Origin of the sequence: Mycobacterium sp. E735, from assembly GCF_001666955.1 — a bacterium.
Taxonomy (GTDB): Bacteria; Actinomycetota; Actinomycetes; order Mycobacteriales; family Mycobacteriaceae; genus Mycobacterium.
In genome coordinates this window covers 1-24,549 of sequence record NZ_LZIX01000003.1, presented here as the reverse complement: position 1 = coordinate 24,549, position 24,549 = coordinate 1, and the positions used below count along the sequence as shown (strand labels likewise).

The following is a 24,549-nucleotide window of genomic DNA, read 5'->3' as shown; positions in this document are numbered from 1 at the left end:
TCGCTCCGCAAGCTTCGCTCGGACGTTTCATGTCAGTACGTCACCTCCTGGCTGCGGCGACGTACCACGGTGACCTCGTCACGCTGGTTGCCGGTCGGCCCCATGTAGTTGAAGGCGAACGCGTGCTGGCCGTAGCCCCCGGCGAGGTGGCTGGGCTTGATGCGGACGCGGGTCAGCGCGTTGTGGTTGCCGCCGCGCTTGTTGTTGGTTTCGGTGCGGGGCGTGTCGACCGTGCGCTCCTGCACGTGGTAGACGAACACCACGCCGTCGGGCATGCGGTGGCTGACGATGGCGCGGCAGACGTAGATGCCGTTGGCGTTGACCGCTTCGACCCAATCATTGTCCCGCACTTCAAGTTTGGCCGCGTCGCCGGGGCTCATCCACATCGTCGGTCCGCCGCGGGACAACGAGAGCATGTACAGGTTGTCCTGGTAGGTGGAGTGGAAGGACCACTTCGAGTGCGGGGTCAAATACCGCACGGTGAGCCCGATCCCGTCCGGGGTGGGGCCGAGCTCGGGCTGGCCGAACAGCCGCGTCATGTCGAGCGGCGGGCGGAACACCGGCAGGTGCTCGCCGAGTTCCTCGACCCAGTCGTGGGCCAGGTAGAAATGCATTCGGCCGGTCAGCGTGTGGAACGGCTTGAGGTTTTCGATGTTGATGGTGAACGGCGCGTAGCGGCGCCCGCCGGTTTCGCTGCCCGACCATTCCGGGCTGGTGATCACCGGCACCGGACGCGCCTGCGTGTCGGCGTAGCTGATGCGGCGCTCCTCACTGCCCTCGGCCAGATGCGCGAGCCGCTGACCCGTCCGCTTTTCCAGCTCGCGGAAGCCCTCGACGGCGAGCCGGCCATTGGTCGTGCCGGACAACAGCAGCAGCACGTCGGCCATCCGCGCCGCGGTGGTGATGGCCGGGCGGCCCGCTCCCGCACCGGAATTCATCACGCCGAACTTGGCGGACAACTCCTCGACCTCCCGGAACGGATGCACCGTGATGCCCTTGATGGTCACCCCGAAGGTCTCGACGAGCGGTCCCAGGGTCTGCCACTTGTCGTAGACGGCGCCGTAATCGCGTTCCACCACGGTGAGCCGGGCCATGCTGCGTCCGGGCACCGGCGTCGCGCCGGTGTGCAACCAGTCCTCCTCCGTGCCGTCGGGATAGGCCATCGCGTCGGGGGTGTCGTGCTGCAGCGCGGTGAGGACCACGTCGCCGCGGGTGCCCAGGTGCCGCTTGGCCAGCGCGCTGAAGGCGCGCGCGATCGCGCCGAAAGCGTCGAAGTCCGAACGGGTTTCCCACGGCGGATCGGTCGCCGCACTGAACGCGTGCACGTAGGGGTGCATGTCCGTGCTGGAGATGTCGGCCTTTTCGTACCACGTCGCCGCGGGCAGCACGACGTCCGAGACCAGCGTCGTCGAGGTCATCCGGAAATCGATCGACATCATCAGGTCGAGCTTGCCCTCGGGGATGTCCCCCTCGCACACCACGTCGACGGGCGATATCCCGTCGGCCGGCGGCTCGGCCTGCACGTTGGAATCGGTGCCCAGCAGGTGACGCAGGAAGTATTCGCCGCCCTTGCCCGACGATCCGATCAGGTTGGCCCGCCACACCGTAAGCACCCGGGGCCAGTTGACCGGGTTGTCGGGATCGGTGACGGACAGCTTGAGTTTGCGGTCGCGGAGCTGCTCGGCGACGTAGTCGGCGACGTCGCGACCGGCGGCGCGCGCCTCGTCGGCGACGTCCAGGCTGGAGCGGTCGAACTGCGGATAGAACGGGCTCCAGCCCATCGCCGTCGCGGAGGCCAGCAGGTCCATCGTGTGCTTGCCCGCGAACCGGCCGCGGCCAAGCGGGCTGGCCAACTTGTCGGCCGCGTAACCGTCGTAGCGCCACTGGTCGGTATGCGCGTACCAATAGGAGGCTCCCGGCACCTGCCGCGGCGGACGCACCCAGTCCGTGGCCATCGCCATGGTCTGAAAACCGGTGAGCGGACGCACCTTTTCCTGTCCGACGTAATGGGCCCAGCCCCCGCCGTTGCGCCCCATCGAGCCGGTGAGCATCAGCAGCGCGAGCACCGCCCGGTAGATGGCGTCACCGTGAAACCACTGACAGATCCCGCTGCCCATGATGATCATCGACCGGCCGCCGGATTCCTCTGCGCTGCGGGCGAATTCCTTGGCGACGCGGATGGCCTGCGCGGCCGAGACACCGGTGATTCCCTCCTGCCAGGCGGGGGTGTTCTGCTGGGTCGGGTCGTCGTAACCGGTGGGCCAGTCGCCGGGCAATCCCGGTCGGGCCACCCCGTACTGGGCCAGCATCAGGTCGAAAACGGTGCACACCAGGTGCTTGCCGACGCGGCGCACCGGGACGCCGCGCGCCACCGTGGCGCCTTCACCGTTGAGCGTGTCGAAGCTGGCCAGGTGCACCAGCGCGGTGTCGCCGTGCGCGTTTCGCACGCTGAGCGCCGGCATCAGGCCGCCGAGGTCGAGGTTCCACTTGCCGACACCGTCCTCGCCGTAGCGGAATCCCAGCGAGCCGTGGGGCACCACCACCGAATCGGTGGCCTCGTCCAGCACCGCCGGTTTGAGCGCCGCGTTCTCGACGCCCCTGCCCAGGTCCGCCGCCGTGAGGTTCTTTCCCGGCACCAGCATGTCGCCGCGGGATTCCAGCTTGATCAGGAACGGCAGATCGGTGTAGCGGCGCGCGAAGTCGGTGAAGAACGGAACCTCTTTCCGCACATAACATTCCGTCAGAATGACGTGGCCCATCGCCATCGCCAGCGCCCCGTCGGTGCCGGCGGCGCACGGCATCCACTCGTCGGCGAACTTGGTGTTGTCGGCGTAGTCGGGGCTGACGGTCACCACCTTGGTGCCGCGGTAGCGCGCCTCGGCCATCCAGTGCGCGTCGGGGGTCCGGGTGATCGGGACGTTGGAGCCCCACATCATCAAATACGCTGCGTCCCACCAGTCGCCGGACTCGGGCACGTCGGTCTGATCGCCGAACACCTGCGGCGACGCGACCGGAAGGTCGGCGTACCAGTCATAAAACGACGTCATGGGGGCGCCGATCAGCTCGAAGAACCGCGACCCGGCCGCGTAGGACACCATCGACATCGCCGGGATGGGCGAAAATCCCGCGACGCGGTCGGGCCCGTAGGTCTTAATGGTGTGCACGTGGGCGGCGGCGATCAACTCGGTGGCCTCGGCCCAGGTGACCCGGACCAGTCCCCCTTTGCCACGGGCGCGCTGATAGCGGCGACGGCGCTCGGGGTCGGCCTGAATGTCGGCCCAGGCCAATACCGGATCGCCCAGTCGCGCCTTGGCTTCCCGGTACATCTCGACCAGCACGCCCCGCGCGTAGGGGTAGCGCACCCGGGTGGGCGAGTAGCTGTACCAGGAGAACGACGCGCCGCGGGGACACCCGCGCGGCTCGTATTCCGGCCGGTCCGGGCCCACCGAGGGATAGTCGGTCTGCTGGGTCTCCCAGGTGATGATCCCGTCCTTGACGTAGATCTTCCAGGAGCAGGAACCGGTGCAGTTGACCCCGTGGGTGGAGCGCACCACCTTGTCGTGGCTCCACCTGTCGCGGTAGAACACGTCGGCCTCGCGGCCGCCCTTGCGCGTCACGGTGCGCAGGTCGGCCGAGAATTCACCGGGGGTGAAGAACCGCCCGCTGCGCTCCAGCAACTCCTCGAGCGCTCCACCGACGTGTGGTGTGACAGTCAACAGGTATCCCTTCCACTCCGTAGCGCCGCGCGTGCCGGGCCGGCGTTTCGGCCCGGGTGCGTCGTACCGGGCATCGGCCCATCGATTCATCGGCCGGCACGAACCATGGCCGACGGCCTTTGGCCTGGGGAACGATCGCGCACCGGCGCGGGGCGCGTAGGACGCGCCTAACACCTCCGCGACGGGCGGCCCGATATCGAAATCGTTTGGTCAACATGGGTTTTAGCGACTTAGAGACATCCGGCCGGGACGCTGTCACCACGAGGTACAGCCGCAGGCTCGGTCCCGGTACACGCTTCCAGGTCAAGTAGTTTTTACAAGTACACGTTGGGTTTATATCTCAAGTTCACCCTCGCGACCTTCTGCGCGGCTGGGCGTCGGCTGCGGAAAAGCTGTGGACGTGTTATGAGGCCGCTGCGGACAGCGCCCGCACCAGGTCAGCGACCCAGCCGCGGTCGGCGGGCACCCAGTCGACATCGGGCAGTTCGTCCGCGGTCACCCAGCGCACCGCCCCATGGTCACGCGCATGCGGCTCTCCGCTGAGCAATCCCACGCGGTACGCGCGCAGGGTCATGCCCTCGAGCGCGATGTCGTCGCCCAGCCGGCCCCCCACCTCGACGTCGCCGACCTCGAGGCCCAGCTCCTCGGCGAGCTCGCGGGCCAGCGCATCCCGCTCCGTTTCACCCGGTGCGACCTTACCGCCGGGCAGTTCCCAGCGGCCGGCCAGCTCGGGCGGCCGGAGGCGTTGCGCCACCAGCACCGTGGCGCGGCGGATGACCGCGCCCGCGACGACGATCTGGGTCGGCATGGCCAGACGGTATACGGTCGAAATATGGCTGTGTTAAGGATGAGCAGGTGGACGCCGCGCGCTGTACTTGAGTGCTGAACACTGCTGCCCGTCTGACGCTGTAGCGTCCGTTATCCGTAAGTAACCGCATGAGCAGAGGCATTGTTCGGCTTTGCCATATCCACTAGCTAAGACCAAACGCCAGGGGACCACCAAGCGCACTGAGGTGGCAACTGGTGCGGTAGACACATTCGTGACGCTACATCGAGGGCGAGATCGGCGAAGCAAGTGATCTTAGATGATTACATGCTCGACGAGCTACGCGCGCTGGCAGCGGTCGTCGAGTCCATCGCCGGAACCGCACCCCGCAGCCAAACTCTTTTGCCTCGTTGACGGATGTGTCAGTTGAGACTTTCCCTTATATCGCGAAGCTTCTCGGGCGATACCCCAGCAGCTCGTGAAAGCTCAGTCTCATCGACGCCCCACTCGCTGGCGTAATCGAACAGGCGCTTCAGGCTATCGGTGTTGTACCTGTCCACGGTCAACCAGAAGTCGTGTTGTTGCGTTTCAAAGTCACCTGAGGCGCCACCGGTCTTTTCTACTTGCTCGCGAGTGTTTAACCAATTAGCCACTGTTGCGCCAAACTTTTGTAACAACTCTTGCTTGTCCGCGCGGTCAGGTTTCATTCCGCCATTCTCCCCGCCCCGCCGCCGCGGTGGACAGCGATTCCCAAGCTTGCCGGCGCTCCCTCCGTCACTCAATCAGCGGGCACGGCGGCGAGCCGTTAGCCCGGACCGGTCGACGAGCGTTCATGCGGACAAGACCTGCATCTAAATCGCACAAGTTTTCGGCCCTATAGCGTCTAAACGGCATCGGCCTGCGACACGCCAAAGAGTCGTTTGACGAACGACTGCCGCCGCTCCTCAACATTCAACTCGTTACGTTTTCCGCAGGATTCCGGTGACCCCGGCCCCGAGCAGCGCGGTCAGTGCCCAGGCGGTCAATTTGAGCATGGGGAGTGCGATGGTGAGCCAATTAGTTGCGTCCGAAGGGATAGTCCAGTCAGAGGTCATGTTGCCAAAGTTGGGAACTACTGCCGACATCGTGTAGGTGAAGGGATTCAAGCACGGGTAAGCGAGTCGCAGATCACACGATTCTAGGGCAGTAATTCGCGATGGAGCCGGCTTGTGGGTCTGCGCAGTGTAGGCGTCGGCGGCTTTCGCGGCGGCGTCACTCTTCGTGGGGACGAAGTCAGCGCGGTTAGTGGCGACAATGAATGTGGCGACGAGTAACACCCCGGCCAGCCAGAGACCGGCACGCAGCGGGTAGTAGCCGTGCCCGACCAGCACCCGGTAAAGGGATCGGAGGACCCGTGTCGGCAAGGGTGACTGCCGGGAAACCTTATTCGCGGCCGCGAACCGCAATCTCTTGGCGCCGGTGGGGTCGCCATTGCGATCGTAGACTTCGGCCAACGCATACCAAGGTTGTACCGGGACAGGTTTCTTGGGACGCAACCATTCCACGAGTCGACGCCGCCATGCCCGAGAACCCGATGTCTTGGGCTCACTATGAGCCGACGCCGTATTGAGCCATTGGTGTGCAAGTCGCCACCGCTCACGCAGAGGGCCACGTAGATCATCGACTTGCCAGCCGGTCGCAGAGAGCGGGTTCGGAGGAATTTGGTAAGCGCCGTCGACGACCCGACCAACCTCAAGGTCGCTGACTTGAGCCCTGACCAGGTTCACTGATCCACACCACTCCTTCGGCGTGAGGATTAAGCGCGAGACCGTCGCAGCCTCCAAATTCAGCGCAACCCCATCGGGATTGTTGACGGTTGCACCACTCAGATCGAGTTGGGCGCCAATGGTCGCGCCGATGGCGCGGACCGTCCCCTCGACGTGGCAGGGGCGTTTTTCTTTATCCGCACCCTCGCCGGCCAACACGCTGCCGGTGATGCGGGCACCGCCGAGGTCTAGGGCTGCCTTGCCGAGCTTTCCGGCGGTGCCCGGACATTCGAAGGTCGCGCCAGTAACGTCGAGTTCTCCGCCGATGGTCACACCTCGGGCGCGGACCATGCCCGTGGCGTGGAACTTGCGGGTCTCGCTGTTGGCTTCGGCGTACTCGCCCGCGAATACGTTGCCAGTGATCTGCGCAGCGTCGAGGACGAGAGCGTATCGGTCGGGGTTCTTCTCGGTGGCGGGGTTGTAGAGGCTGGCGCCATCGAGATGAATATGCCCGCCGATGATCGCACCGATCGCGCGTACAGTGCCAATAGCGCGAAATCCGTTCTGGGCGAACACGTCGGTCGTGATGTGTGCGCGGCTGAGCCCAAGGGCGTCTCCGTCGGGATTGTTGAAGGTGGCGCCATCGAGCTCAAGAGTGGAGCCGATGGTCACGCCGATAGCACTGACCGCGCCGGTAACGCAGAACGGATTTCTGCCGAACATGCTGCCAGTAATCCTCGCACCGTCGAGGACGAGAGCGTACCGCTCGGGGTTCTCCTTGGTGGCGGGGTTGACGAGGGTCGCACCGGTGAGGATAAGGTCGCCGCCGACGGTCGCGCCGGTGGCCCAGATCATGCCGGTGGCATGGAAATCGCCCGCAGCGACCACGTTTCCTGTGACGCACGCACCCTCGAGGTCTAGAGCGTTCGAGTCGGGGTTGATGAGGGTCGTGCCGGTGAGGTCGAGTTCGCCGCCAATGGTCGCACCCTTCGCGAGCACCCCATGGTTGACGGTGACTTCAGCCAGTGTTAGCCCGCGGATCTGGGCGTAATTAGCGTTTAGCCCTTGCTCGAGGACGCACTCGTACAAGCGCAGGGGATAAGCGAACACTAGATACTCTAAGTCCACATGGTCAGCAAATCTGGCGCCCCGGATCTGAATACCGCCCGGGTCGATCTGAATTTGTGGATCGGTGAGCACCGCCCGCAACGCGGCTGCGGGCATCGTTCGCTCCACCGGCCACTTCGCACATGATGCGCGATCAACCTGGTCGCCGAGCGCCAGGTCTAGAGGCCGTCCGGCCTTCGCCGCGCGCTTCAGTCGATCGATCCACTCTTCGCCGTTAGCCGGGTCTGTCTCGTGCGCAATTTTCACGCATCAATAATCTTCCTTTACGGGATCCACGTCGCCTTTTCCGCCACGCTTGTCTACGACGCCGTACAAGTCTCGGATCGACGAGAACCAAACCCTGCGTGAGTGACGTTACCCCGCCGTCGAAGGATGGAAGGCCTGCCTTCTGTCGATGTGTTAACCCGTCGATGGGTACACCACATAGGTGAAGTGCGGGCGGTGATCTTCCGGGCATATGCTTCGCGCTACGTGACATCGATGCCATCGACTTCGGGCTGAAATTGGTGACCGCCCTTCGCGATGCGCTCGGAGCGGCGGTGCTGAGCTTTAGACGGGTGACCGCGCCTGCGGTGCCCAATTCCCATCGTCTGCCCACTGAATCCGTGTATCTGACTGCGGCGATTGTTCCGGGAAAGGACACTGACAATATGGCTGTGTTAACGGATGAGCAGGTGGACGCCGCACTGCCCGATCTCAAGGGATGGGAGCGCGCCGACGGTGCGCTGCGCCGGTCGATCAAGTTTCCGAGCTTTCTCGCCGGCATCGACGCGGTGCGCCGGGTGGGCGAGCACGCGGAGAGCAAGGATCATCACCCGGATATCGATATTCGTTGGCGGACGGTGACTTTCGCCCTGGTGACGCATTCCGAGGGCGGCATCACCGAGAAGGACGTCGCCATGGCGCACGACATCGACGGGATCGTCGGCGGCTAGTCCTTGGACTCGGCGCCGGCCATCTCGCCGGTACGGCGCGCGCCGGTGGCGGCGATCCAGACCAAGGTCGCCACGGCCGCCACGATGTAGACCAGGCCGGCCCAGGCCAGGTACCAGGGCCGGCTGATCTGCCAGATGGTCGGCTGCGCGAAGCTCAGCAGCCACGGCACGCCGACGATGGTGAGCGCCAGCCAGCCCCAGCCCACGATCCGCGCGCCGGGGCGCTCGCGGGGTGGCCCGTGAATCGCCCAGATCATCAGCGGCACCAGCCACACCCAGTGGTGGGTCCAGGAGATCGGCGACAGCAGCAGCCCGAACAGCTCGACCACCAGTAACTTGCCCAGCCGGTCGGCCGGGTCCAGCGCCCGCCAGGCCAGCACGGCCGCCACCGCGGTCGCGCCGATGGCGATCAACACCGGCGGGCCGAAGCCGGCGTCGTGACCCAGGATCCGGGAGATGCCGCCGCGCCAGGACTGGTTGAAGGAGGTGGCGACGGGCCCCACTCGGTGCGCATCGCCCAGCAGCTTCGTGAAGTAGTAGGCGGTCTGATCGCCGACCACAATCGCCGACACGCCGACGGTGGCGAGGAAGACCACGGCGGAGAAGGCCGCCGCGGCCCACCGCCGCACCCCGACCAGGTAGACGCCCGAGATCGCGGGCGTCAGCTTGATGCCGGCCGCCACGCCGACCAGCAGCCCCGACAGCCACCACCGCGTCGTCAACACCGCCCACAGCACCAAGAGCATCAGCAACACGTTGACCTGCCCGTAGTCGAATGTGCTGCGCAGCGGCTCGATCCAGATGGTGATCGCCGTCCACGCCATGGCCAGGCGGCGACCGTCGGCGCCGGGCGCCACGCCGATCAGGCGCTGGCTGATCCGGATCGCGCCGTACAACGCGGCCATGGTCGCGATCTGCCACGCGAGGGCGACCAGGCCGAACGGCAACAGGCTCAGCGGGTAGAACACGACCGCGGCGAAGGGCGGATAGGTGAACGGCAGCGGGAAGTCCGGCGTCTGGTCGGCGTAGACGTAGCTGTACAGCGTGCCGGGGTGGTCGATGGCCGCGGCCCCGCCGAGGTAGACGTGCAGGTCGACGAAGTTGGCGCCGTGCGGCGCCAGGTAGGTCCAGGCGAGCCGCGCGGTGACGCTGGCGAGCAGCAGGGCCGGTGCGGCCGCCCGCAGCAGACTCGCGAACCGCCGGCGATCCGATGCCGCCGGGGCGGCCGAGGTGGTGTCGATGAGCCGACTTTAGCGATCGCGGCGGCCCGAGCGGACGCCGTCGCGCCCAACGACCTGGTCGGCGGGCGTTCGGTCACCGCCGTCACTCGTATCAATAACGATCAAATAAATGCCACACGTGTCACTTGAGTCCCACCAGTATCAACGTAACTTCGGCGCTGGACCCCGTAATCCACAACCAGGGAGAGTCATGCCAACCATCTGGACTTACTTGCGTGCAGCCGCCGTCGTAGTCGGTTCGTCCGCAGCCCTACTCACGGGCGGTATCGCCCACGCCGACCCCGTGCCGGCTCCGCCGATCCCGAACATTCCGCAGCAGCTGATCAGTTCGGCGGCCAACGCGCCCCAAATCCTGCAGAACCTCGCCACCGCGCTCGGCGCGACCCCGCCGGCCGCGCCGGCCGCCCCGGGCATCACCTTCCCGGGTGTGCCGTCGGCCGCCGCGCCGTCACCGGCGACCAACGCGGCGATCCCGTCGATCCCCGGACTGGCGCAGGCACCGACGCCTTCCGCCCCGTCGACGGCGCAGGGCCTGCAGGGGCTGATCCCCGGCCTGACGCAGCCGGCACCCGCGGCGCCCGCCGCCCCGGCCACGTCGTCCATTCCCGGACTGCCGGCCATCCCGGGGCTGTCGACGCCCGCCGCCCCCGCCACCCCGCCGACCCCGCAGATTCCGCAGGCGAAGGTCGACATGCCGGCGTTCCTGCCCAACATGCCGGTCAACCTGCCCGCGCAGATGACCCTGCCGCAGGACCTGCCGGCGCTCGCCGGCGCTCCCGCGGCGCCGGCCGCCGCTCCGGCGGCGCCGGCCGCGCCGGCCACCGGGGCCAACCCGGTTGCCCCGCTGCTCGCAGGGCTGCCCTGAGTAATTAGCCAGACAGCAACGCCAACCCCCTACTGACCGGAGGACACACCGTGGCGACCACTTGGAATCTGTCCAAAGGATTGGCCGCTGTCGTGACGGCATCGGCTGCCGCGTTCGGGTTCTGCCCGAGCGCGGCAGCCGACCCGGCGACACCGCAACCGAATTCGACTCAAGAACTCCCGGGCCTGCCCGCGCTGTCGCAGCTGAGCCCGATCATTCAGCAAGCCGCCACCAACCCCGGGCAGGCCACCCAGCTGCTCATGGCCGCGGCGCAGGCCTTCAGCCACAACCAAAGCGCGCCCGGCGAGTCCCGCAACGTGGCCCAGTCGGTGAACCAGTTCCTGGCGATGCCGGGCGCGCCGGCCGAGCCCGGCGCGGCGCTGCCCGACGGCGCACCGGTGCCACACGTGCCCGCCGCGGGCGTCGAACCGGGCGCGCAGTCGCACCTGCCGACCGGCATCGATCCCGCGCACGCGGCGGGTCCCGGGCCGGCCGCGGCCCCACCGGCGGGCGTGGAGGCCGGTCCCCAGGCGCACCTGCCGGCCGGGATCGACCCGGCCCACGCGGCCGGCCCCGGCCCGGTGGCCGCACCACCGGCCGCCGCCCCGTCGATCGCGGCCCCGCCGGCTTCCGCACCGGCTCCCGGCACCGTGGCACCCGTCGCGGCGCCCGTACCGGCGCCTCCCGCACCGGCCGCTCCGGCGCCGGACGCGGCTCCCGCGCCGGCCGCCGCACCCGCGGCGGCTCCCGGGTTCGGCCCCGACGCCCCGCCCACGCAGGACTTCATGTACCCCTCGATCGGCACCAACTGCCTGGCGGACGGCACCAGCGCGATCGCCACGGCGCTGTCGGTGGCGGGTCCGGCGAAGATCCCGACGCCGGGCCCGGGCCCCGGGCAGACCGCCTACGTGTTCACCGCGGTCGGCACGCCCGGGCCCGCCGAGGTGCAGAAGCTGCCGTTGAACGTCACCTGGGTGAACCTGACCACGGGTAAGTCGGGGACGGTTGCGCTCAAGCCGCGCACCGACATCAACGCCGACGGGCCGACGACGCTGACCGCGATCGCCGACACCGGGTCCGGCAGCATCATGTCGACCATTTTCGGGCAGGTCACCACGAAGGAAAAGCAGTGCCAGTTCATGCCCACCATCGGCTCCACGGTGGTGCCGTAGGCCGGCACTGTCCCCCGCCATGGCGCGCGTGCTCCCCTCGGGGACACGCGCGCTCCGGTCTGGCGGGCGGCTAGTACGCCATGAACAGGATCGCGTCGCGGTCGTACTCGAGACCCGGATGATCGCTGGCGAGATGAGCCTGGGTCAGCTCGACCAACTCGTCCTCATCCTTGCCGACGATGGCTTCCCCGCACGGACACGTCAGGTGAGTCTTCACGTTGCCGCCCTTCCCTTCTGGTCACCAACTACTTCGCCGCCTTGGCAGCTGCCTTCATCTGCTTCTTGTACGAACGGACCTTGCCCATCGACTTGGCGTCGACGATGTCGGCGACGGAGATGTGGGTGCCGGCCTTGCCGAACTGCCCGGCCGCCTCGCGCCAGCCTTTCGGGGTGACGCCGTACTGCTTGCCCAGCAGCGCCACAAAGATCTGCGCCTTGACATCGCCGAAACCGGGCAGCCCCTTGATCCGCCGCAGCAGCTCCGCGCCGTCGGGGTCCCCGGCGGTCCACAAACCCGCCGCGTCACCGTCGTAACGGTCCACGATGATCTGGGCCAGGGTCTGGATACGTTTGGCCATCGATCCCGGAAAGCGGTGTATCGCAGGCCTTTCCGAGCACAGCGCGGCGAACTTGTCGGGGTCGTAGTCGGCGATCTCGGCGGCGCTGAAGCCGCCCATCCGGTCCGCGATCTTCTTCGGCCCGGAGAAGGCGGTCTCGAAGGGCACCTGCTGGTCAAGGACCATCCCGATGAGCAGCGCCAGCGGATCCTCGTCCAGCAGCGCGTCGGCCTCGGGATCCTGAGCGAGCCAAAGTTTCACCGTCAACGACCAACCTTTCCGCTGAACACCCTAAGACCGATGAGCCGTAGTTGGCAGACTACTCACCCAACCACCGCGTTATCGTGGCGTGGTGGTGGATGAGGCCCGACTGGCGCTGATGCTGGCCCGCGACGAACTGCACGCCCTCGTCACCGCCTATTGCCGGGCCGTCGACCGCGCCGACTACGAAGCGCTGCGCGACCTCTACCACCCCGACGCGACCGACTCGCACGGCTCGTTCTCGGCGGGCGGCGTCGAACAGTTCATCGCGCAGCTGCAGGCGTCCGAACCGTATGTGCGGGTGTCCCAACACAACGTCACCACAACCAACTTCGTCGTCGAGGGCGACACCGCCCGCGGCGAGGTCTACTGCCTCGTTTTCCACACCTTCGCCGGCCCCGAACGCGACGTCGACGTCGTCATCGGCGGTAGGTACCTGGACGCCTACACGCGACACGAGGGCCGCTGGAAGTTCGGCCAACGCACCATCGTGGCGGATTGGTCGTACCAGAACGACCCGTCCCGGGTGGACTTCTCCCACCCCAGCACCCGCGGCAGCCTGCGCGGCAAGCCGGGCCGTGACGACCCCTCGATCGGCCTGTTCACGCCGCCCGCGGGCTGAAAACCGTTGGGAGGCAACGGCTAACCGCCGATCCTCACCCGCTCTTACGGCGGAACTCGCGGCGGTTCTCAACCGGCCCGTGCGCCCGCGACTGCTTGCCCCCGCTGTCCTTGTGGTCGGACCCACCCGACGACTTGGCCAGCTTGCGGTCCAGGGCCTCGCGGAACTTGCGCTTGGTGTCGTCGTCCGATTCCGGCGCCTCGGAGGACTTCGATTCAGCCATACCGGCAGCCTAGCGCCGCGCGGCCGGAATCGGGCGGCTACCGCACCCCCGGCGGCATGCCGTAGACGTGCGAGATCGGCAGGGTCAGCAGCACCCGCCGATCGGTGACCATCGCGCGGCGGTACTCGTCCCAATCCGGGTGTTCGCCGGCGATGTTGCGGTACAAGGCAATCAGCGCCTCGACGGTGTCGTCGCCGGGGTCGGACGCCGGCGGCGTCAGCGTGGCCGTGCCCTCGGCCACCGCATACGACCACCCGTCGTCGGCGTCGACCAGGATCGACGCCCGGGGGTCGCGGCGAAGGTTGCGGGTCTTGGCCCGGGGCTCGGTGATCGACACCCGCACGGCCAAGTCACGCGGGTCGAAGTGGTAACTGACGTTCGACAGCTGGGGCCGCCCGTCGCGCTTGATGGTCGCCAGCACCCCGAGAGAGTTCCCACTGATCACGGCCAGCAGCTTGTCGTCGAAGACTTGGCGTCCCATCCCAGCAGCCTACGTCGCGCGTCCAGCGACCGGTCCCGGATCGCGCCGGCCCGCACCGACCTGGTGAAATCGGACCATGACCAAGTACGCGGCCTTCCTGCGCGGAGTCAACGTCGGCGGCGTCAACCTCAAGATGGCCGAGGTGGCACGCGCGCTGACCGATGCGGGTTGCAAGAACGTGCGCACCATCCTGGCCAGCGGCAACATCGTGCTGGAGTCGTCCGCCCGCGCCGCGGGGGTGCGGAAGAAGGCCGAAGCCGCGCTGCGCGACGGTTTCGGCTACGACGCGTGGGTGCTGGTCTATGACCTCGAAACGGTGCGCGCCGTCGTGGACGCCTATCCCTTCGAGCCCGAGGTCGACGGCTACCAGTCCTACGTCACGTTCGTGGCGGACGACGCGGTGCTCGACGAACTCGCCGCCCTGGGCGACAAAGCCGGCGCCGACGAGAAGATCAGCCCCGGCGCCGGCGTGATCTATTGGCAGGTGCCCAAGGGCGCCACCCTGGACAGCGCGATCGGCAAGACGATGGGCAAGCCCCGCTACAAGTCGTCGACGACGACGCGCAACCTGCGCACGCTGGCCAAGGTCTTGCGCTAAAGCGCTTCGCGCCAAGCTGATTGGGCTCAGTCGTCCGGCACGTTGGTCAGGTAGCGCATCGCGTCGGACTTGGTCAGCCCCAGCGCGCGGGCAACCTCGACGTACTCCTTGGCGGCGGCCGCCATCGCCGCGTCGGTCGGGTCGAAACGGGAAATGAAAGTCCCGAAGCGCCCGCGCGTTTCGACGATCGCGGCGGACTCGAGTTCCCGATAGGCGCGGGCCACGGTGTTCGCCGCGACCCCCAGCTGCCCGGCCAGGTCGCGCACGGTCGGAAGCCGGGTCCCGGGCGGTAGCGCGCCGGCGCGGACGCCGTCGATGACTTGCGTTCTGAGCTGGTCGAACAGCGGCTTGCCCGCCTTCACGTCGACCTTCAGCAAATCCCGCAGCTCCACGTCTTCAGTATGTCCCACGCACGGCTATCTTTGTGGGATGCGAGTAACGGTGCTGAGCGGCGCGGGAATCTCCGCGGAGAGCGGGGTGCCGACCTTCCGCGACGACAAGAACGGGTTGTGGGCGCGCTTCGACCCGTACGAGCTGTCCAGCACTCAAGGGTGGCGTGACAATCCCGAACGGGTGTGGGGCTGGTACCTGTGGCGTCACTATCTGGTCGCCGACGTCGCGCCCAACACCGGACACCGCGCCATCGCCGCCTGGCAGGACGGCGCCGAGGTCAGCGTCATCACCCAGAATGTCGATGACCTACACGAGCGCGCCGGCAGCACACCGGTTCACCACCTGCACGGCAGCCTGTTCGAATTCCGTTGCGACCGTTGCGGTATGCCGTACACCGGCGCGCTGCCCAAGATGGCCGAACCGACGCTCGAGGTGGAGCCCCCGGTCTGTCATTGCGGAGGCCTGATCCGCCCGGACATCGTGTGGTTCGGTGAGCCGTTGCCCGACGGGCCGTGGCAATCGGCCGTCGAGGCGACCGAGGCCGCAGACGTGATGGTGGTGGTCGGAACGTCGGCGATCGTCTACCCGGCCGCCGGGCTCGCCGAGCTGGCGCTGTCCCGCGGCACGGCCGTCATCGAGGTCAACCCCGAGGTGACCCCGCTGTCGCGGCACGCGACGATAAGCATCCGCGAGACCGCCAGCCAGGCCTTGCCCGGGTTGCTGCAGCGGCTGCCCGCCCTGCTGAAATAGCCCCGCCGCGATTACGGCCGGCGGGCGCGGCCCAGCAGGAGCTCCGAGACCGGCATCGGCGCCCACGCCGGCAACGTGAACTCGCGCCGGGAAACGTCGACCTCGAACCCGGCGTCGATGATCTCGCGCTCGGTGTCGCGGTGGGTGTGGCAGTTACCGAAGAGCCGGGGCCACAGCGTCGCGTCGGCGAACCGTTGCAGGCGGCCACGCGCGCCGGCGCTCGCCACGTGCTCGAGGTACCGCAGTTCCCCGCCCGGACGCAGCACCGAGTACAGCCGCCGCAGCACACCGCCGGGGTCGCGCACCGAGCACAACACCAGCGAGCACACCACCGCGTCGAACGGCTCCTCGCCGCTGAAGCCCTCGGCCGTCTCGCCCAGCACCACGACGCGGGCCGGCACCACGTCCGCCGCCGCGCGGGCCTGGGCCGCCAGCCGCGGCTCGGGCTCCACCGCGACCACCTCGTGGACCGACTCCGGGTAGTGCGGAAAGTTCGTCCCGATGCCCGCACCGACTTCCAGCACCCGCCCCGACAACCCGGCCAGATTCTCGCGGCGCATGGCGCGTATCGCCTCGGTTTCGTGGCTGGCGACGACGGGCCAGATGCGTGCGAAGAACGGGTTGTCCACCGCCGTTGTCATACACGTCAACCTTCCGACTCTGGGCCAAAGAATAGGGACTTGCCGACGGGCCGGCCGGCGCGTCAGCCGATATTCGGCACCGGCTCCCCCAGCGGTTTGCCGTCGACCTGGACCGGCTCGGGGTATGCGGTCTCGACCGCGCCGCCCTCGTCGATGCCGAACCGGTCGTGCAGCCACGCCAGGGGCCTGGGCGCCCACCAATTCCACCGGCCCATCACATGCATGAAGGCCGGCACGACAACCATCCGCACCAGTGTGGCGTCGGCGAAGACGGCGAGCACCAGGCCGAGGCCGAACATCCGCATGAACGACACGTGGGCGGCGATCAGCGCGGCGAACGACATCGACATCACCAGCGCGGCCGCCGTGATGACCCGGCCGGTGCGGGCGACGCCGAGCGCGACGCTCTCGTCGTTGGCGGCGTGCGCCTCCTTCGCGGTCGGCCGCGCCGGCCGGGCCGCGCCGGACGCGAGCCAGTACTCGCGGATGCGCGAGAGCAGGAACACCTCGTAGTCCATCGACAGCCCGAAGGCGATGCAGAACAGCAGCACCGGCATGTTGGCCACCAGCGTCCCGCTCGGGGTCGTCCCGAGCGCGCCCAGGTGCCCGTCCTGGAAGATCCAGACCAGCGCGCCGAACGCCGCGGTCAGCGACAGGAAGTTGCAGGCCAGCGCCTTGGCCGGCAACAGCACGCTGCCGGTGAGCAGGAACAGCAGCACGAAGGTGACCGCCGCCATCAGCCCGAGGACCAGCGGGAGGAGGTCCGTGACCGCGTCCACGCTGTCGCGGTTGACCTGCGCGACGCCGCCCATCACGACGGACCGGCCCGCCGGCCCGGGCACCTCGTGCAGCCGCTTGAGTTGCGCGTCGTTCGCCGGGGAGAACAGTGGGGCCGTGCTGCTGACGGTCAAAAATGCGCTGCCGTCGGCCAGCCCGGTGGCCCCCGCCGGGGGTCCGGTCCGGTTCCCGCCGACGAACGTCCCGCCGGGGGCCGACACCGCCGACACGTCGGGCACCCGCGACAAGTCGGCGGCGTAGCGGTCGAGGTCCGCCGGGTTCAGCCAGCGCGCGTCGGGGACGACGACGGGCACGGACGTGGCGGAGTCGTGCGCGAAGTCGTTGCGCAGTTGGTCACCGACCTGATGGGACGACGCCGAACGGGGCAGCACCCGGTCGTCCGGGAAGCCCCATTTCACGCCCATGAACGGAGACCCGAGCAGGAGCAGCAGCGCGACGACGGTCAGCCCGATCGGCGCCCAGCGGCGCATCACCAGCTTGGTCGACCGGTACCAGAACAGCTGCTCGACGGGCTTGTGCACCGGCTCGGGCCGCCGAAATGCCCGGCGCATCAGCCGGCGCACGTCGAACGCGTCCAGCCGAGGGCCCAGCAGCACGATCGCGGCCGGGGTGATGACGATCGAGGCGGTCGCGACGAAGGCCACGGTCGCCACGCCGGCGTAGGCGAACGACTTGAGGAAGTACATCGGGAACGCCACGGTCGCCGACATCGACAACGCCACGGTGACGGCTGAGAACAAGACGGTGCGCCCGGAGGTGGCCATCGTGCGGATCAGCGCTTGCTCCCTGTCGCTGCCCTCTGCCAACTCGTCGCGGTAGCGGCTGACGATCAGCAGGGTGTAGTCGATCGCCAGCGCCAGGCCCAACGCCGTGCTCAGGTTCAGCGCGAAGATCGACACCTCGGTGGTGAAGGTGATCAGCCGCAGCACCGTCATCGACCCGACGACGGCCAGCGCGCCCAGCGCCATCGGCAACGCCGCCGCCAGCAGTCCGCCGAACACCCAGATCAGGATCAGGAAGCTCAGCGGCAGCGCGATCATCTCCATCACCAGCAGGTCGGCCTGGTTCTGTGTGTTGATCTGGGCGTACTGCATCGCGGCGCCGCCGGCGCGGACGGTGACGCCGTCCCGGTCATGGATGAATTGGTCCGCGACGGTTTGGGCGTTGCTCTGCGCGTAGTTCTCGCCGCCCTTGAGGTTGACCACGAGCAGGCCGGTCTTGCCGTCGCGGCTGACCAGGTCGGCGGCCGCCTGCGGCGGGACGGTCCACGGTGACGAGACGTTATAGACGAGCGGGGACTTCTGTAGCTGGTTGACGAGGTCGCTGCCCACGTTGCGGGCCTGCTCGCTGCCGGTGCCGCCGGGCGCGGTGACCAGGATCAGCATCTGCTGACCGCTCTGCCCGAACTTGTCGGTCAGCACCTGGATCGCGCGGGCGGACTCCGAGTCCGGGTCCTGAAAACCTCCGGGCGACAGGCTCTTGGCGACGGGGATGCCGAAGACCGCGGCGGCGATGAAGACCAGGACACCGATTGCGATGATGCGGCGCGGCGCCGCGATGGCCACCCGGGCGATCCCCTGCAGCATTTCGAGCCCTTCCGCCGCCGGTGCTGATCGCGCTGGCCGCTGGCGTTTCCGCGTCAACGTAACAAACGCTAGTTTTCACGCGTCAAACAGATTCGCTACTAAGCACGGAGCGCACCGGAAGGACGGTTCAACGCGGCGGTCTAAACCGCGGCGACGGTAAGAGTCCGGCCAGAAAATTGGCCGGCAAGTAAGCAGGTCACGGGCCTGAATGCCGCGATAGACCGCCGACAACCTACCGGCCGGTAAATTGCCACCATTTTCCGAATCGTGACTCAAAGATTCCTTAATGGTGGCCCATACGCTCAGTGTCATGTGGATCGACGACACAAGTGCCGACGTCATCAAGGTTGACTTCGAAGCCCTCTACCACGGCGACGTGCTGGTGGAAGGCGAAACCTCGGAGCAGTTCGACGAACTGCAAGCGGCGAGCTGAGCAACGCCATGAGCATGCTCGCACGGCTGTTGATGGCCGAACCCGCAGTCAGTCGATGGTTCCGTCGATAAGTTCTCTCTCCTTTACGAAAGCCCCCCGCGACGAGCGGGGGGCTTTCGTGTTCAGGGGTCTCAGCGGGGCGCCATGCGGATGGCCCCGTCCAAGCGGATGACCTCGCCGTTGAGCATCGGGTTCTCGACGATGTGCACGGCCAGCGCGCCGTACTCGTCGGGGTCGCCGAGCCGGGCCGGGTGCGGCACCTGCTTGCCGAGCGAGGCCTGCGCCTCCTCGGGCAGCGAGCCCAGCAGCGGCGTCTTGAACAGCCCGGGCGCGATGGTCACCACGCGGATCAGTTCGCGCGACAGGTCGCGGGCGATCGGCAGCGTCATGCCGACCACGCCGCCCTTGGACGCCGAGTAGGCGGCCTGGCCGATCTGGCCCTCGAACGCCGCCACCGAGGCGGTGTTGATGATCACGCCCCGCTCCTCACCGATCGGCTCGGTCTTGGCGATGCGCTCGGCGGCCAGCCGCAGCACGTTGAACGTGCCGATCAGGTTGACGCCGACCACCTTCTTGAAGGCGTCCAGCGGGAACGGGCCGTCCTTGGACAGCGTCTTGATGGCGTTGCCGATGCCCGCGCAGTTGACGTTGATGCGCAGCGGACCCATCGACTCGGCGGTGTCCAGCGCGTTGCCGACGGCGGCCTCATCGGTGACGTCGGCCTGCACAAAACGCGCGCGTTCGCCGAGCTCCTGGACCGCCTCTTCGCCGCGCAGGTCGATCACCACGACCTGCGCCCCGGCGTCGAGCAGCCGCTTGGTGGTGGCCAGGCCCAGTCCTGAGGCGCCTCCGGTGACGACGGCGACGGCGTCCTTGATCTTCATGCGAGTCCTTTCCCTACGAGTCCAGCCAACCAGTTGGTTGGCGACTATACCCAGTCGGCCAGCACCGCTTGGACGTCGGGCAGCGGGGCCGCCGGCGGGCGGGGCACGTCCGGGGTGGAGCGGGAAAACCGCGGTGCGGGCAACGGCTGCGGGCTGCCGTCCACCTCGTAGAAGGTGTTCCGCTCGGTGATGTGCGGCTCGGTGTGCACCTCCCCGAACGCCAGCACCGGGGTCACGCAGGCGTCGGAATCGGCGAACACCTTGGCCCAGTGGTCGCGGTCGTGGCCGGCGAACGCCGCCGTCAGCGCCGCGCGCAGCTCGGGCCAGCGGCTGACGTCGTTCTGCGCCGGCAGGTTCGCCGCGTCCAGGCCCAGCCCCGCCAGCATGGCGGCGTAGAACTGCGGCTCGATGGCGCCGACGGCGACGTAGCGTCCGTCGGCGCACTCGTAGGTGTCGTAGTAGGGCGCGCCGCCGTCGAGCATGTTGGTGCCGCGCACGTCGGACCACATGCCCAGCGAGCGCATTGACCACATCATCTGGATCAGCATGCTCGAGCCGTCGACCATCGCGGCGTCGACGACCTGACCCTTGCCGGACTTCTGCCGCTCCCACAACGCGGACAAGATCCCGACCAACAGGAACATCGAGCCGCCGCCGAAGTCGCCGACCAGGTTCAGCGGTGGCACCGGCCGCTCGTCCGCCCGGCCGATGGCATGCAGGATCCCGTTGAGCGAGATGTAGTTGATGTCGTGGCCCGCCTGCTGGCTGCGCGGGCCGGATTGTCCCCAGCCGGTCATCCGGGCGTAGATCAGCCGCTCGTTGACCTCGGCGCACTGCTCGGGGCCGAGCCCCAACCGCTCGGTGACGCCGGGCCGGAAGCCCTCGATCAACACGTCGGCCTTGGCGACGAGCTTCAGCACGACGGCGCGTCCCTCGTCGGACTTCAGGTCGACGGCCACCACGCGCCGGTTGCGCAGCATGGCGTCCTTGGCCACACCACCGGGACCGGTTGACGGCCGATCGATGCGCACCACGTCGGCGCCCAGATCCCCCAGGATCATCGCCGCGTGCGGGCCCGGCCCGATCCCGGCCAACTCGACGACCCGAAGCCCCTTCAGCGGTCCAGCCACGATCTACCGACCTTTCGTCTGCTCTGACGCCCGTTGTTGTTGGCATCTTCGCAGCCGCGTTCGACGGGCACGCAGCCCGGTCACTTAGGGTGAGCCCATGCCCCAATCCGCGATCGACACACTGGCGCCCGTCGCAGGCCTTTCCGTCACGCTGTCCGACGGCGTGCTGTCGGTGACCATCGACCGGCCGGACAGCCTCAATTCCCTGACCGTGCCGGTGATTACCGGCATCGCCGACGCGATGGAGCGCGCGGCGACCGACCCCGAAGTCAGGGTCGTGCGCCTGGGCGGTGCCGGCCGGGGGTTTTGTTCCGGGGCCGGCATCAGCGCCGACGACGTGTCCGAGACCGGGGTCCAGCCGGACGAGATCGTGCTGGAGATCAACCGCCTGATCCGGGCGATCGCGGCCGTGCCGCACCCCGTGGTGGCCGCGGTCCAGGGACCGGCGGCCGGCGTGGGTGTTTCCCTGGCGCTCGCCTGTGACGTCGTATTGGCTTCGGAGAGCGCGTTTTTCATGCTCGCCTTCACCAAGATCGGGCTGATGCCGGATGGTGGCGCGTCCGCGCTGATCGCCGCCGCCGTAGGGCGCATCCGGGCGATGCACATGGCGTTGCTGCCCGAACGCCTACCGGCCGCCGAGGCGCTGTCCTGGGGCCTGGTCAGCGCGGTCTATTCGGCCGACGAGTTCGAGGCGGAGGTGGACAAGGTGATCGCGCGGCTGTTGGCGGGCCCCGCGGTGGCGTTCGGCAAGACGAAGCTCGCCATCAACGCGGCCACGCTCGCCCAGCTGGATCCGGCCCTGCAGCGCGAATACGAGGGGCAGGCCGTGCTGCTGCGCTCGCATGACTTCGTCGAGGGCGCAACCGCTTTCCAGCAGCGCCGCACGCCGGACTTCACCGATCGCTGACGCCATCGCGCTTACGGGTGGCCCAAGCCGGTAATCCTCCCCCGCGTCGGGTCCGAATAATTGGAAGACGACGAACGGAGATCCCATGGCTGGACAGCTGCGCTGTCTCGTGACCGGGGCGACCGGCTACATCGGCGCCCGGCTGGCGCCGCGACTGCTGGACGAAGGTCACGAGGTGCGCGCCTTGGCCCGCAACCCGGCCAAGTTGGAGGACGTGCCGTGGCGGCAACAGGCCGAGGTCGCGCGCGGCGATCTGGGTGACGTCGATTCCCTCATCGCGGCGTTCGACGGGATCGACGTCGTCTACTACCTGGTCCACTCGATGGGCACGTCGAAGGATTTCGCCGACGAGGAAGCCCGTGCGGTCGGCAACGTGGTGACGGCGGCGCGCCGCGCCGGGGTGCGGCGCGTCGTCTACCTGAGCGGGCTGCATCCCGAGGGCGGCAAGCTCTCGCCGCATCTCGAGTCGCGGGCGGCGGTGGGCGAGGCGCTGATCGCCTCGGGCATCGAAACCGTCGTGCTGCAGGCGGGGGTCGTGGTCGGCTCGGGATCGGCTTCGTTCGAGATGATTCGGCACCTCACCGACCGGTTGCCGGTGATGACCACCCCGAAATGGGTGCACAACAAGATTCAGCCGATCGCGGTGCGCGACGTGCTCTACTACCTGGTCGCCGCGGCCGATCCCGGCCTGTTGCCGGCGGGCGCGTACGACATCGCCGGCCCGGACACCACGTCCTACCGTGAGCTGCTCAAAACGTACGCGCGGATCTCGGGGAGATGGCATGCCGGATTGTCGGTTGGCAGGGTCGACACCGGGCTGGCGTCGCTGGTCACCGGCGTCGCGCTGCCGGTGCCACCGGGGCTGGCCGGCGATCTGGTCGAGTCGCTGGACCACCCGATGACGGCGTCCGAGACCGACCTTCGCGACCGAGTGCCCGACCCGCCCGGTGGGTTGCTCGGCGTCGAGGACGCCATTGCCCTAGCCTTGGCCGATCAGCCCCATCGCCCGTCCCCGGTCAACGCCCTGGCCGACCCCCATCACCTGGCCAACACCGACCCCGTGTGGGCCGGCGGTGACGCGCGGCGCATCCGCCACGTCGCGCGGCGGCTCACCCCACCGGTCGCGCGGCCGGCTCTGGGGCTTGTCAACATGGTCCCGGGTCCGCTGGCCGGAGCGCTTCGAACCGGACTCGACCTCCTGATCGCCTTGACCCCGAAGGTGCGTCCCGCATGAGCCAGTCAACCGCCTCGCCCGCCACCGGCACGCTGTCCGAGCTGCGCCGGGCTCTCACCAAAGTCGCCGTGCCGCATCATGAGTCGCCCGTAGTCGTGCGGCGTCGGCGGGTCATCGTGGCCATCACCGTGGTCCTCGGTGCCGTGGTGCTCGGGTTTTCGTTGCGGCGCCATCCGGGCGACTCCAGCTTCTACTGGCTGACGTTGGCGCTGGCGGGGGTGTGGGTCGCCGGCGCGTTCGCCTCCGGCCCGCTGCACCTGGGTGGCATCTGCTGGCGCGGCCGCAACCAGCGGCCGGTCATCACCGGGACGGGGATCGGCCTGCTGCTCGGCGCGATCTTCGTGGTCGGCGGGCTGATCGCCCGGGAGATCACGCCCGTGGCCGAGCTGATCACCCGGGTGCTGGAATACGCCCATCACGGGTGGTATCCGGTGATCGTGGCGATCACGCTCGTCAACGGCGTCGCGGAGGAAGTCTTCTTTCGCGGCGCGCTCTACACGGCCCTGGGCCGGTATCACCCCGTGTTGATCTCGACGATCCTCTACACGATCGCGACGCTGGCCAGTGGCAACCCGATGCTCGGGTTCGCCGCCGTGATCCTGGGGACGGTGTGCGCGTTCGAACGCAGGGCGACCGGCGGGGTCCTCGCGCCGGTGCTCACCCACCTGGTGTGGGGCCTGATCATGGTTCTTGTGCTGCCCCCGATGTTCGGCGTCTAGGAGCCAGCCGAGCCGGCGACCTCGCGGGCCAGCGCCCGCATCGCGGCGTTGTGCGCGGGCCGCGCGAAGAACCAGTACACCCGCCCAGGGATGCCCCGCGGCAAAAAGATGGATCGCTGGGTGTAGCGACTGCCGCGGCCGTCCCGCCGCGTGACCGCGATCTCGAGCCACTCCCGTCCCGGCGCCCGCTTGGTGGAGCGCAGCCGCAGCACGGCCCCCGCCGCGCGCTCCTCCACCCGCCAACCGCCCGCCCGTGAATTCACGGCGGCCTCCGCCGCCCGCCAGACGTCGGCGGGTTCGGTGGCGGTTTCGGCGGTGCGCAGATCGGTGTAGACGATCTCGCCCGCCCAGTCCGGGTCGCTGGGCAGTGCCTCGGCCGGTTCGGACCGCAGCGACGACCACGAGGGTTCCGGGACGCCCCGCGCGGCCCGCTCGAGCGCCAGTTCGACGGACCGGCGATAGCCGGTCAGGCCGCCGGGCGGCGCTTCGATGATGCCGTCGACGTCGTGGTTGCGCATGACGGCGTCGCACTCCAGCGATTCGATCAGCGGCCGCGCCAGCCCCGGCGGGATCGGTGTCACGGTCCCCACCCAGAGGCTGGCGATCGTCGGTGTCAGGAACGGCAGCACGATCAGATAGCGCTTGCCCAGCCCCGCCACGTCGGCGTAGACGCGCATCATGTCGCCGTACTCGAGCACGTCGGGTCCGCCGATGTCCCAGGTGCGCGATGACGGGACCGGCGCCGTGGCCGCGGCGACCAGGTA

General features: G+C 68.3%; 25 protein-coding genes. 10 read left to right on the top strand and 15 right to left on the bottom strand.

What is annotated here, in order from left to right; all coding sequences use genetic code 11:
* Nucleotides 1–32 precede the first annotated feature (32 nt).
* From A5704_RS00600 to A5704_RS00590, 4 genes are all read right to left on the bottom strand, one after another.
* Nucleotides 33–3,716 carry a nitrate reductase subunit alpha gene (locus A5704_RS00600; protein ID WP_067886933.1) on the bottom strand — a complete coding sequence of 1,228 codons (3,684 nt, stop codon included), beginning with the start codon at nt 3,714–3,716 and terminating at the stop codon, nt 33–35.
* Between the two features lie 403 nt (nt 3,717–4,119).
* Entirely contained in the window at nt 4,120–4,524 is a 405-nt protein-coding gene (locus tag A5704_RS00595) for a (deoxy)nucleoside triphosphate pyrophosphohydrolase (RefSeq protein ID WP_067755813.1), read from the bottom strand.
* A gap of 380 nt (nt 4,525–4,904) precedes the next feature.
* Nucleotides 4,905–5,189: a hypothetical protein gene (locus tag A5704_RS28110; RefSeq protein WP_156736755.1), complete on the bottom strand. Its 285-nt coding sequence runs from the start codon at nt 5,187–5,189 to the stop codon at nt 4,905–4,907.
* Nucleotides 5,190–5,441: 252 nt separating this feature from the next.
* Nucleotides 5,442–7,601, bottom strand: coding sequence for a hypothetical protein (locus A5704_RS00590; RefSeq protein ID WP_067782515.1), 2,160 nt, complete (start codon nt 7,599–7,601; stop codon nt 5,442–5,444).
* A 404-nt stretch (nt 7,602–8,005) separates the two neighbouring features.
* Here A5704_RS00590 and A5704_RS00585 point away from each other — a divergent pair, with 404 nt between their 5' ends.
* Complete coding sequence (locus A5704_RS00585; RefSeq protein WP_067782518.1) at nt 8,006–8,290, top strand: 4a-hydroxytetrahydrobiopterin dehydratase; 285 nt, start codon at nt 8,006–8,008, stop codon at nt 8,288–8,290.
* On the opposite strand, the gene A5704_RS00580 is transcribed toward A5704_RS00585, so the two are convergent.
* Nucleotides 8,287–9,531, bottom strand: a complete 1,245-nt coding sequence (locus tag A5704_RS00580) for a mannosyltransferase (RefSeq protein WP_067886828.1) — start codon at nt 9,529–9,531, stop codon at nt 8,287–8,289. The two genes, A5704_RS00585 and A5704_RS00580, sit on opposite strands and share 4 nt — an antisense overlap.
* A gap of 190 nt (nt 9,532–9,721) precedes the next feature.
* On the opposite strand from A5704_RS00580, the gene A5704_RS00575 reads away from it, so the two are divergent.
* Nucleotides 9,722–10,396: a hypothetical protein gene (locus A5704_RS00575; RefSeq protein ID WP_067886825.1), complete on the top strand. Its 675-nt coding sequence runs from the start codon at nt 9,722–9,724 to the stop codon at nt 10,394–10,396.
* A 32-nt stretch (nt 10,397–10,428) separates the two neighbouring features.
* Nucleotides 10,429–11,568, top strand: coding sequence for a hypothetical protein (locus A5704_RS00570; RefSeq protein ID WP_197505002.1), 1,140 nt, complete (start codon nt 10,429–10,431; stop codon nt 11,566–11,568).
* A 70-nt stretch (nt 11,569–11,638) separates the two neighbouring features.
* On the opposite strand, the gene A5704_RS00565 is transcribed toward A5704_RS00570, so the two are convergent.
* A complete protein-coding gene (locus tag A5704_RS00565; RefSeq protein WP_067277197.1) occupies nt 11,639–11,785 on the bottom strand; it encodes a DUF1059 domain-containing protein in 147 nt (48 codons plus the stop codon).
* 28 nt (nt 11,786–11,813) lie between these two features.
* On the bottom strand, nt 11,814–12,386 hold the full coding sequence (locus A5704_RS00560) for an HhH-GPD-type base excision DNA repair protein (protein ID WP_067755974.1): 573 nt from the start codon (nt 12,384–12,386) through the stop codon (nt 11,814–11,816).
* Nucleotides 12,387–12,474: 88 nt separating this feature from the next.
* Between A5704_RS00560 and A5704_RS00555 the strand changes: the two genes are divergently transcribed.
* Nucleotides 12,475–13,008 carry a nuclear transport factor 2 family protein gene (locus A5704_RS00555; protein ID WP_067755828.1) on the top strand — a complete coding sequence of 178 codons (534 nt, stop codon included), beginning with the start codon at nt 12,475–12,477 and terminating at the stop codon, nt 13,006–13,008.
* Nucleotides 13,009–13,042: 34 nt separating this feature from the next.
* Here A5704_RS00555 and A5704_RS00550 read toward each other — a convergent pair whose 3' ends face one another.
* Nucleotides 13,043–13,231, bottom strand: coding sequence for a DUF5302 domain-containing protein (locus tag A5704_RS00550; RefSeq protein WP_067755834.1), 189 nt, complete (start codon nt 13,229–13,231; stop codon nt 13,043–13,045).
* 37 nt (nt 13,232–13,268) lie between these two features.
* The gene (locus A5704_RS00545) at nt 13,269–13,712 is read right to left on the bottom strand and encodes a PPOX class F420-dependent oxidoreductase (protein ID WP_067755837.1); all 444 of its coding nucleotides are present in this window, start codon (nt 13,710–13,712) and stop codon (nt 13,269–13,271) included.
* 76 nt (nt 13,713–13,788) lie between these two features.
* Here A5704_RS00545 and A5704_RS00540 point away from each other — a divergent pair, with 76 nt between their 5' ends.
* Nucleotides 13,789–14,310 carry a DUF1697 domain-containing protein gene (locus A5704_RS00540; protein ID WP_067755840.1) on the top strand — a complete coding sequence of 174 codons (522 nt, stop codon included), beginning with the start codon at nt 13,789–13,791 and terminating at the stop codon, nt 14,308–14,310.
* A gap of 26 nt (nt 14,311–14,336) precedes the next feature.
* Here the strand turns inward: A5704_RS00540 and A5704_RS00535 are convergent, their stop codons facing one another.
* Nucleotides 14,337–14,702 (bottom strand): GntR family transcriptional regulator, encoded by a 366-nt coding sequence (locus tag A5704_RS00535; RefSeq protein WP_067277218.1) that lies wholly within the window; start codon nt 14,700–14,702, stop codon nt 14,337–14,339.
* A 37-nt stretch (nt 14,703–14,739) separates the two neighbouring features.
* Here A5704_RS00535 and A5704_RS00530 point away from each other — a divergent pair, with 37 nt between their 5' ends.
* Entirely contained in the window at nt 14,740–15,453 is a 714-nt protein-coding gene (locus A5704_RS00530) for an NAD-dependent deacylase (protein ID WP_067755844.1), read from the top strand.
* 11 nt (nt 15,454–15,464) lie between these two features.
* Here A5704_RS00530 and A5704_RS00525 read toward each other — a convergent pair whose 3' ends face one another.
* On the bottom strand, nt 15,465–16,094 hold the full coding sequence (locus tag A5704_RS00525) for a bifunctional 2-polyprenyl-6-hydroxyphenol methylase/3-demethylubiquinol 3-O-methyltransferase UbiG (RefSeq protein WP_067755847.1): 630 nt from the start codon (nt 16,092–16,094) through the stop codon (nt 15,465–15,467).
* 62 nt (nt 16,095–16,156) lie between these two features.
* A complete protein-coding gene (locus A5704_RS00520) occupies nt 16,157–18,478 on the bottom strand; it encodes an MMPL family transporter (protein WP_067886822.1) in 2,322 nt (773 codons plus the stop codon).
* 310 nt (nt 18,479–18,788) lie between these two features.
* Between A5704_RS00520 and A5704_RS29515 the strand changes: the two genes are divergently transcribed.
* On the top strand, nt 18,789–18,911 hold the full coding sequence (locus A5704_RS29515) for a hypothetical protein (protein WP_003878506.1): 123 nt from the start codon (nt 18,789–18,791) through the stop codon (nt 18,909–18,911).
* Between the two features lie 131 nt (nt 18,912–19,042).
* Here the strand turns inward: A5704_RS29515 and A5704_RS00515 are convergent, their stop codons facing one another.
* Both A5704_RS00515 and A5704_RS00510 read right to left on the bottom strand, forming a co-directional pair.
* Nucleotides 19,043–19,795, bottom strand: a complete 753-nt coding sequence (locus A5704_RS00515) for a 3-hydroxyacyl-CoA dehydrogenase (RefSeq protein ID WP_067755853.1) — start codon at nt 19,793–19,795, stop codon at nt 19,043–19,045.
* A 44-nt stretch (nt 19,796–19,839) separates the two neighbouring features.
* The gene (locus A5704_RS00510; protein ID WP_067755856.1) at nt 19,840–20,925 is read right to left on the bottom strand and encodes a CaiB/BaiF CoA-transferase family protein; all 1,086 of its coding nucleotides are present in this window, start codon (nt 20,923–20,925) and stop codon (nt 19,840–19,842) included.
* Nucleotides 20,926–21,022: 97 nt separating this feature from the next.
* Here A5704_RS00510 and A5704_RS00505 point away from each other — a divergent pair, with 97 nt between their 5' ends.
* The 3 genes from A5704_RS00505 (at nt 21,023) to A5704_RS00495 (ending at nt 23,785) form a co-directional block, all read left to right on the top strand.
* On the top strand, nt 21,023–21,832 hold the full coding sequence (locus tag A5704_RS00505) for an enoyl-CoA hydratase (RefSeq protein WP_067755859.1): 810 nt from the start codon (nt 21,023–21,025) through the stop codon (nt 21,830–21,832).
* 97 nt (nt 21,833–21,929) lie between these two features.
* Nucleotides 21,930–23,066, top strand: coding sequence for an NAD(P)H-binding protein (locus tag A5704_RS00500; RefSeq protein ID WP_067886929.1), 1,137 nt, complete (start codon nt 21,930–21,932; stop codon nt 23,064–23,066).
* A complete protein-coding gene (locus A5704_RS00495; RefSeq protein WP_067755865.1) occupies nt 23,063–23,785 on the top strand; it encodes a CPBP family intramembrane glutamic endopeptidase in 723 nt (240 codons plus the stop codon). The genes A5704_RS00500 and A5704_RS00495 overlap by 4 nt, the downstream gene beginning before the upstream one ends.
* On the opposite strand, the gene A5704_RS00490 is transcribed toward A5704_RS00495, so the two are convergent.
* Nucleotides 23,782–24,549: DUF2867 domain-containing protein (locus A5704_RS00490; RefSeq protein ID WP_156737572.1), on the bottom strand; the 768-nt coding region annotated here is incomplete at its 5' end. The two genes, A5704_RS00495 and A5704_RS00490, sit on opposite strands and share 4 nt — an antisense overlap.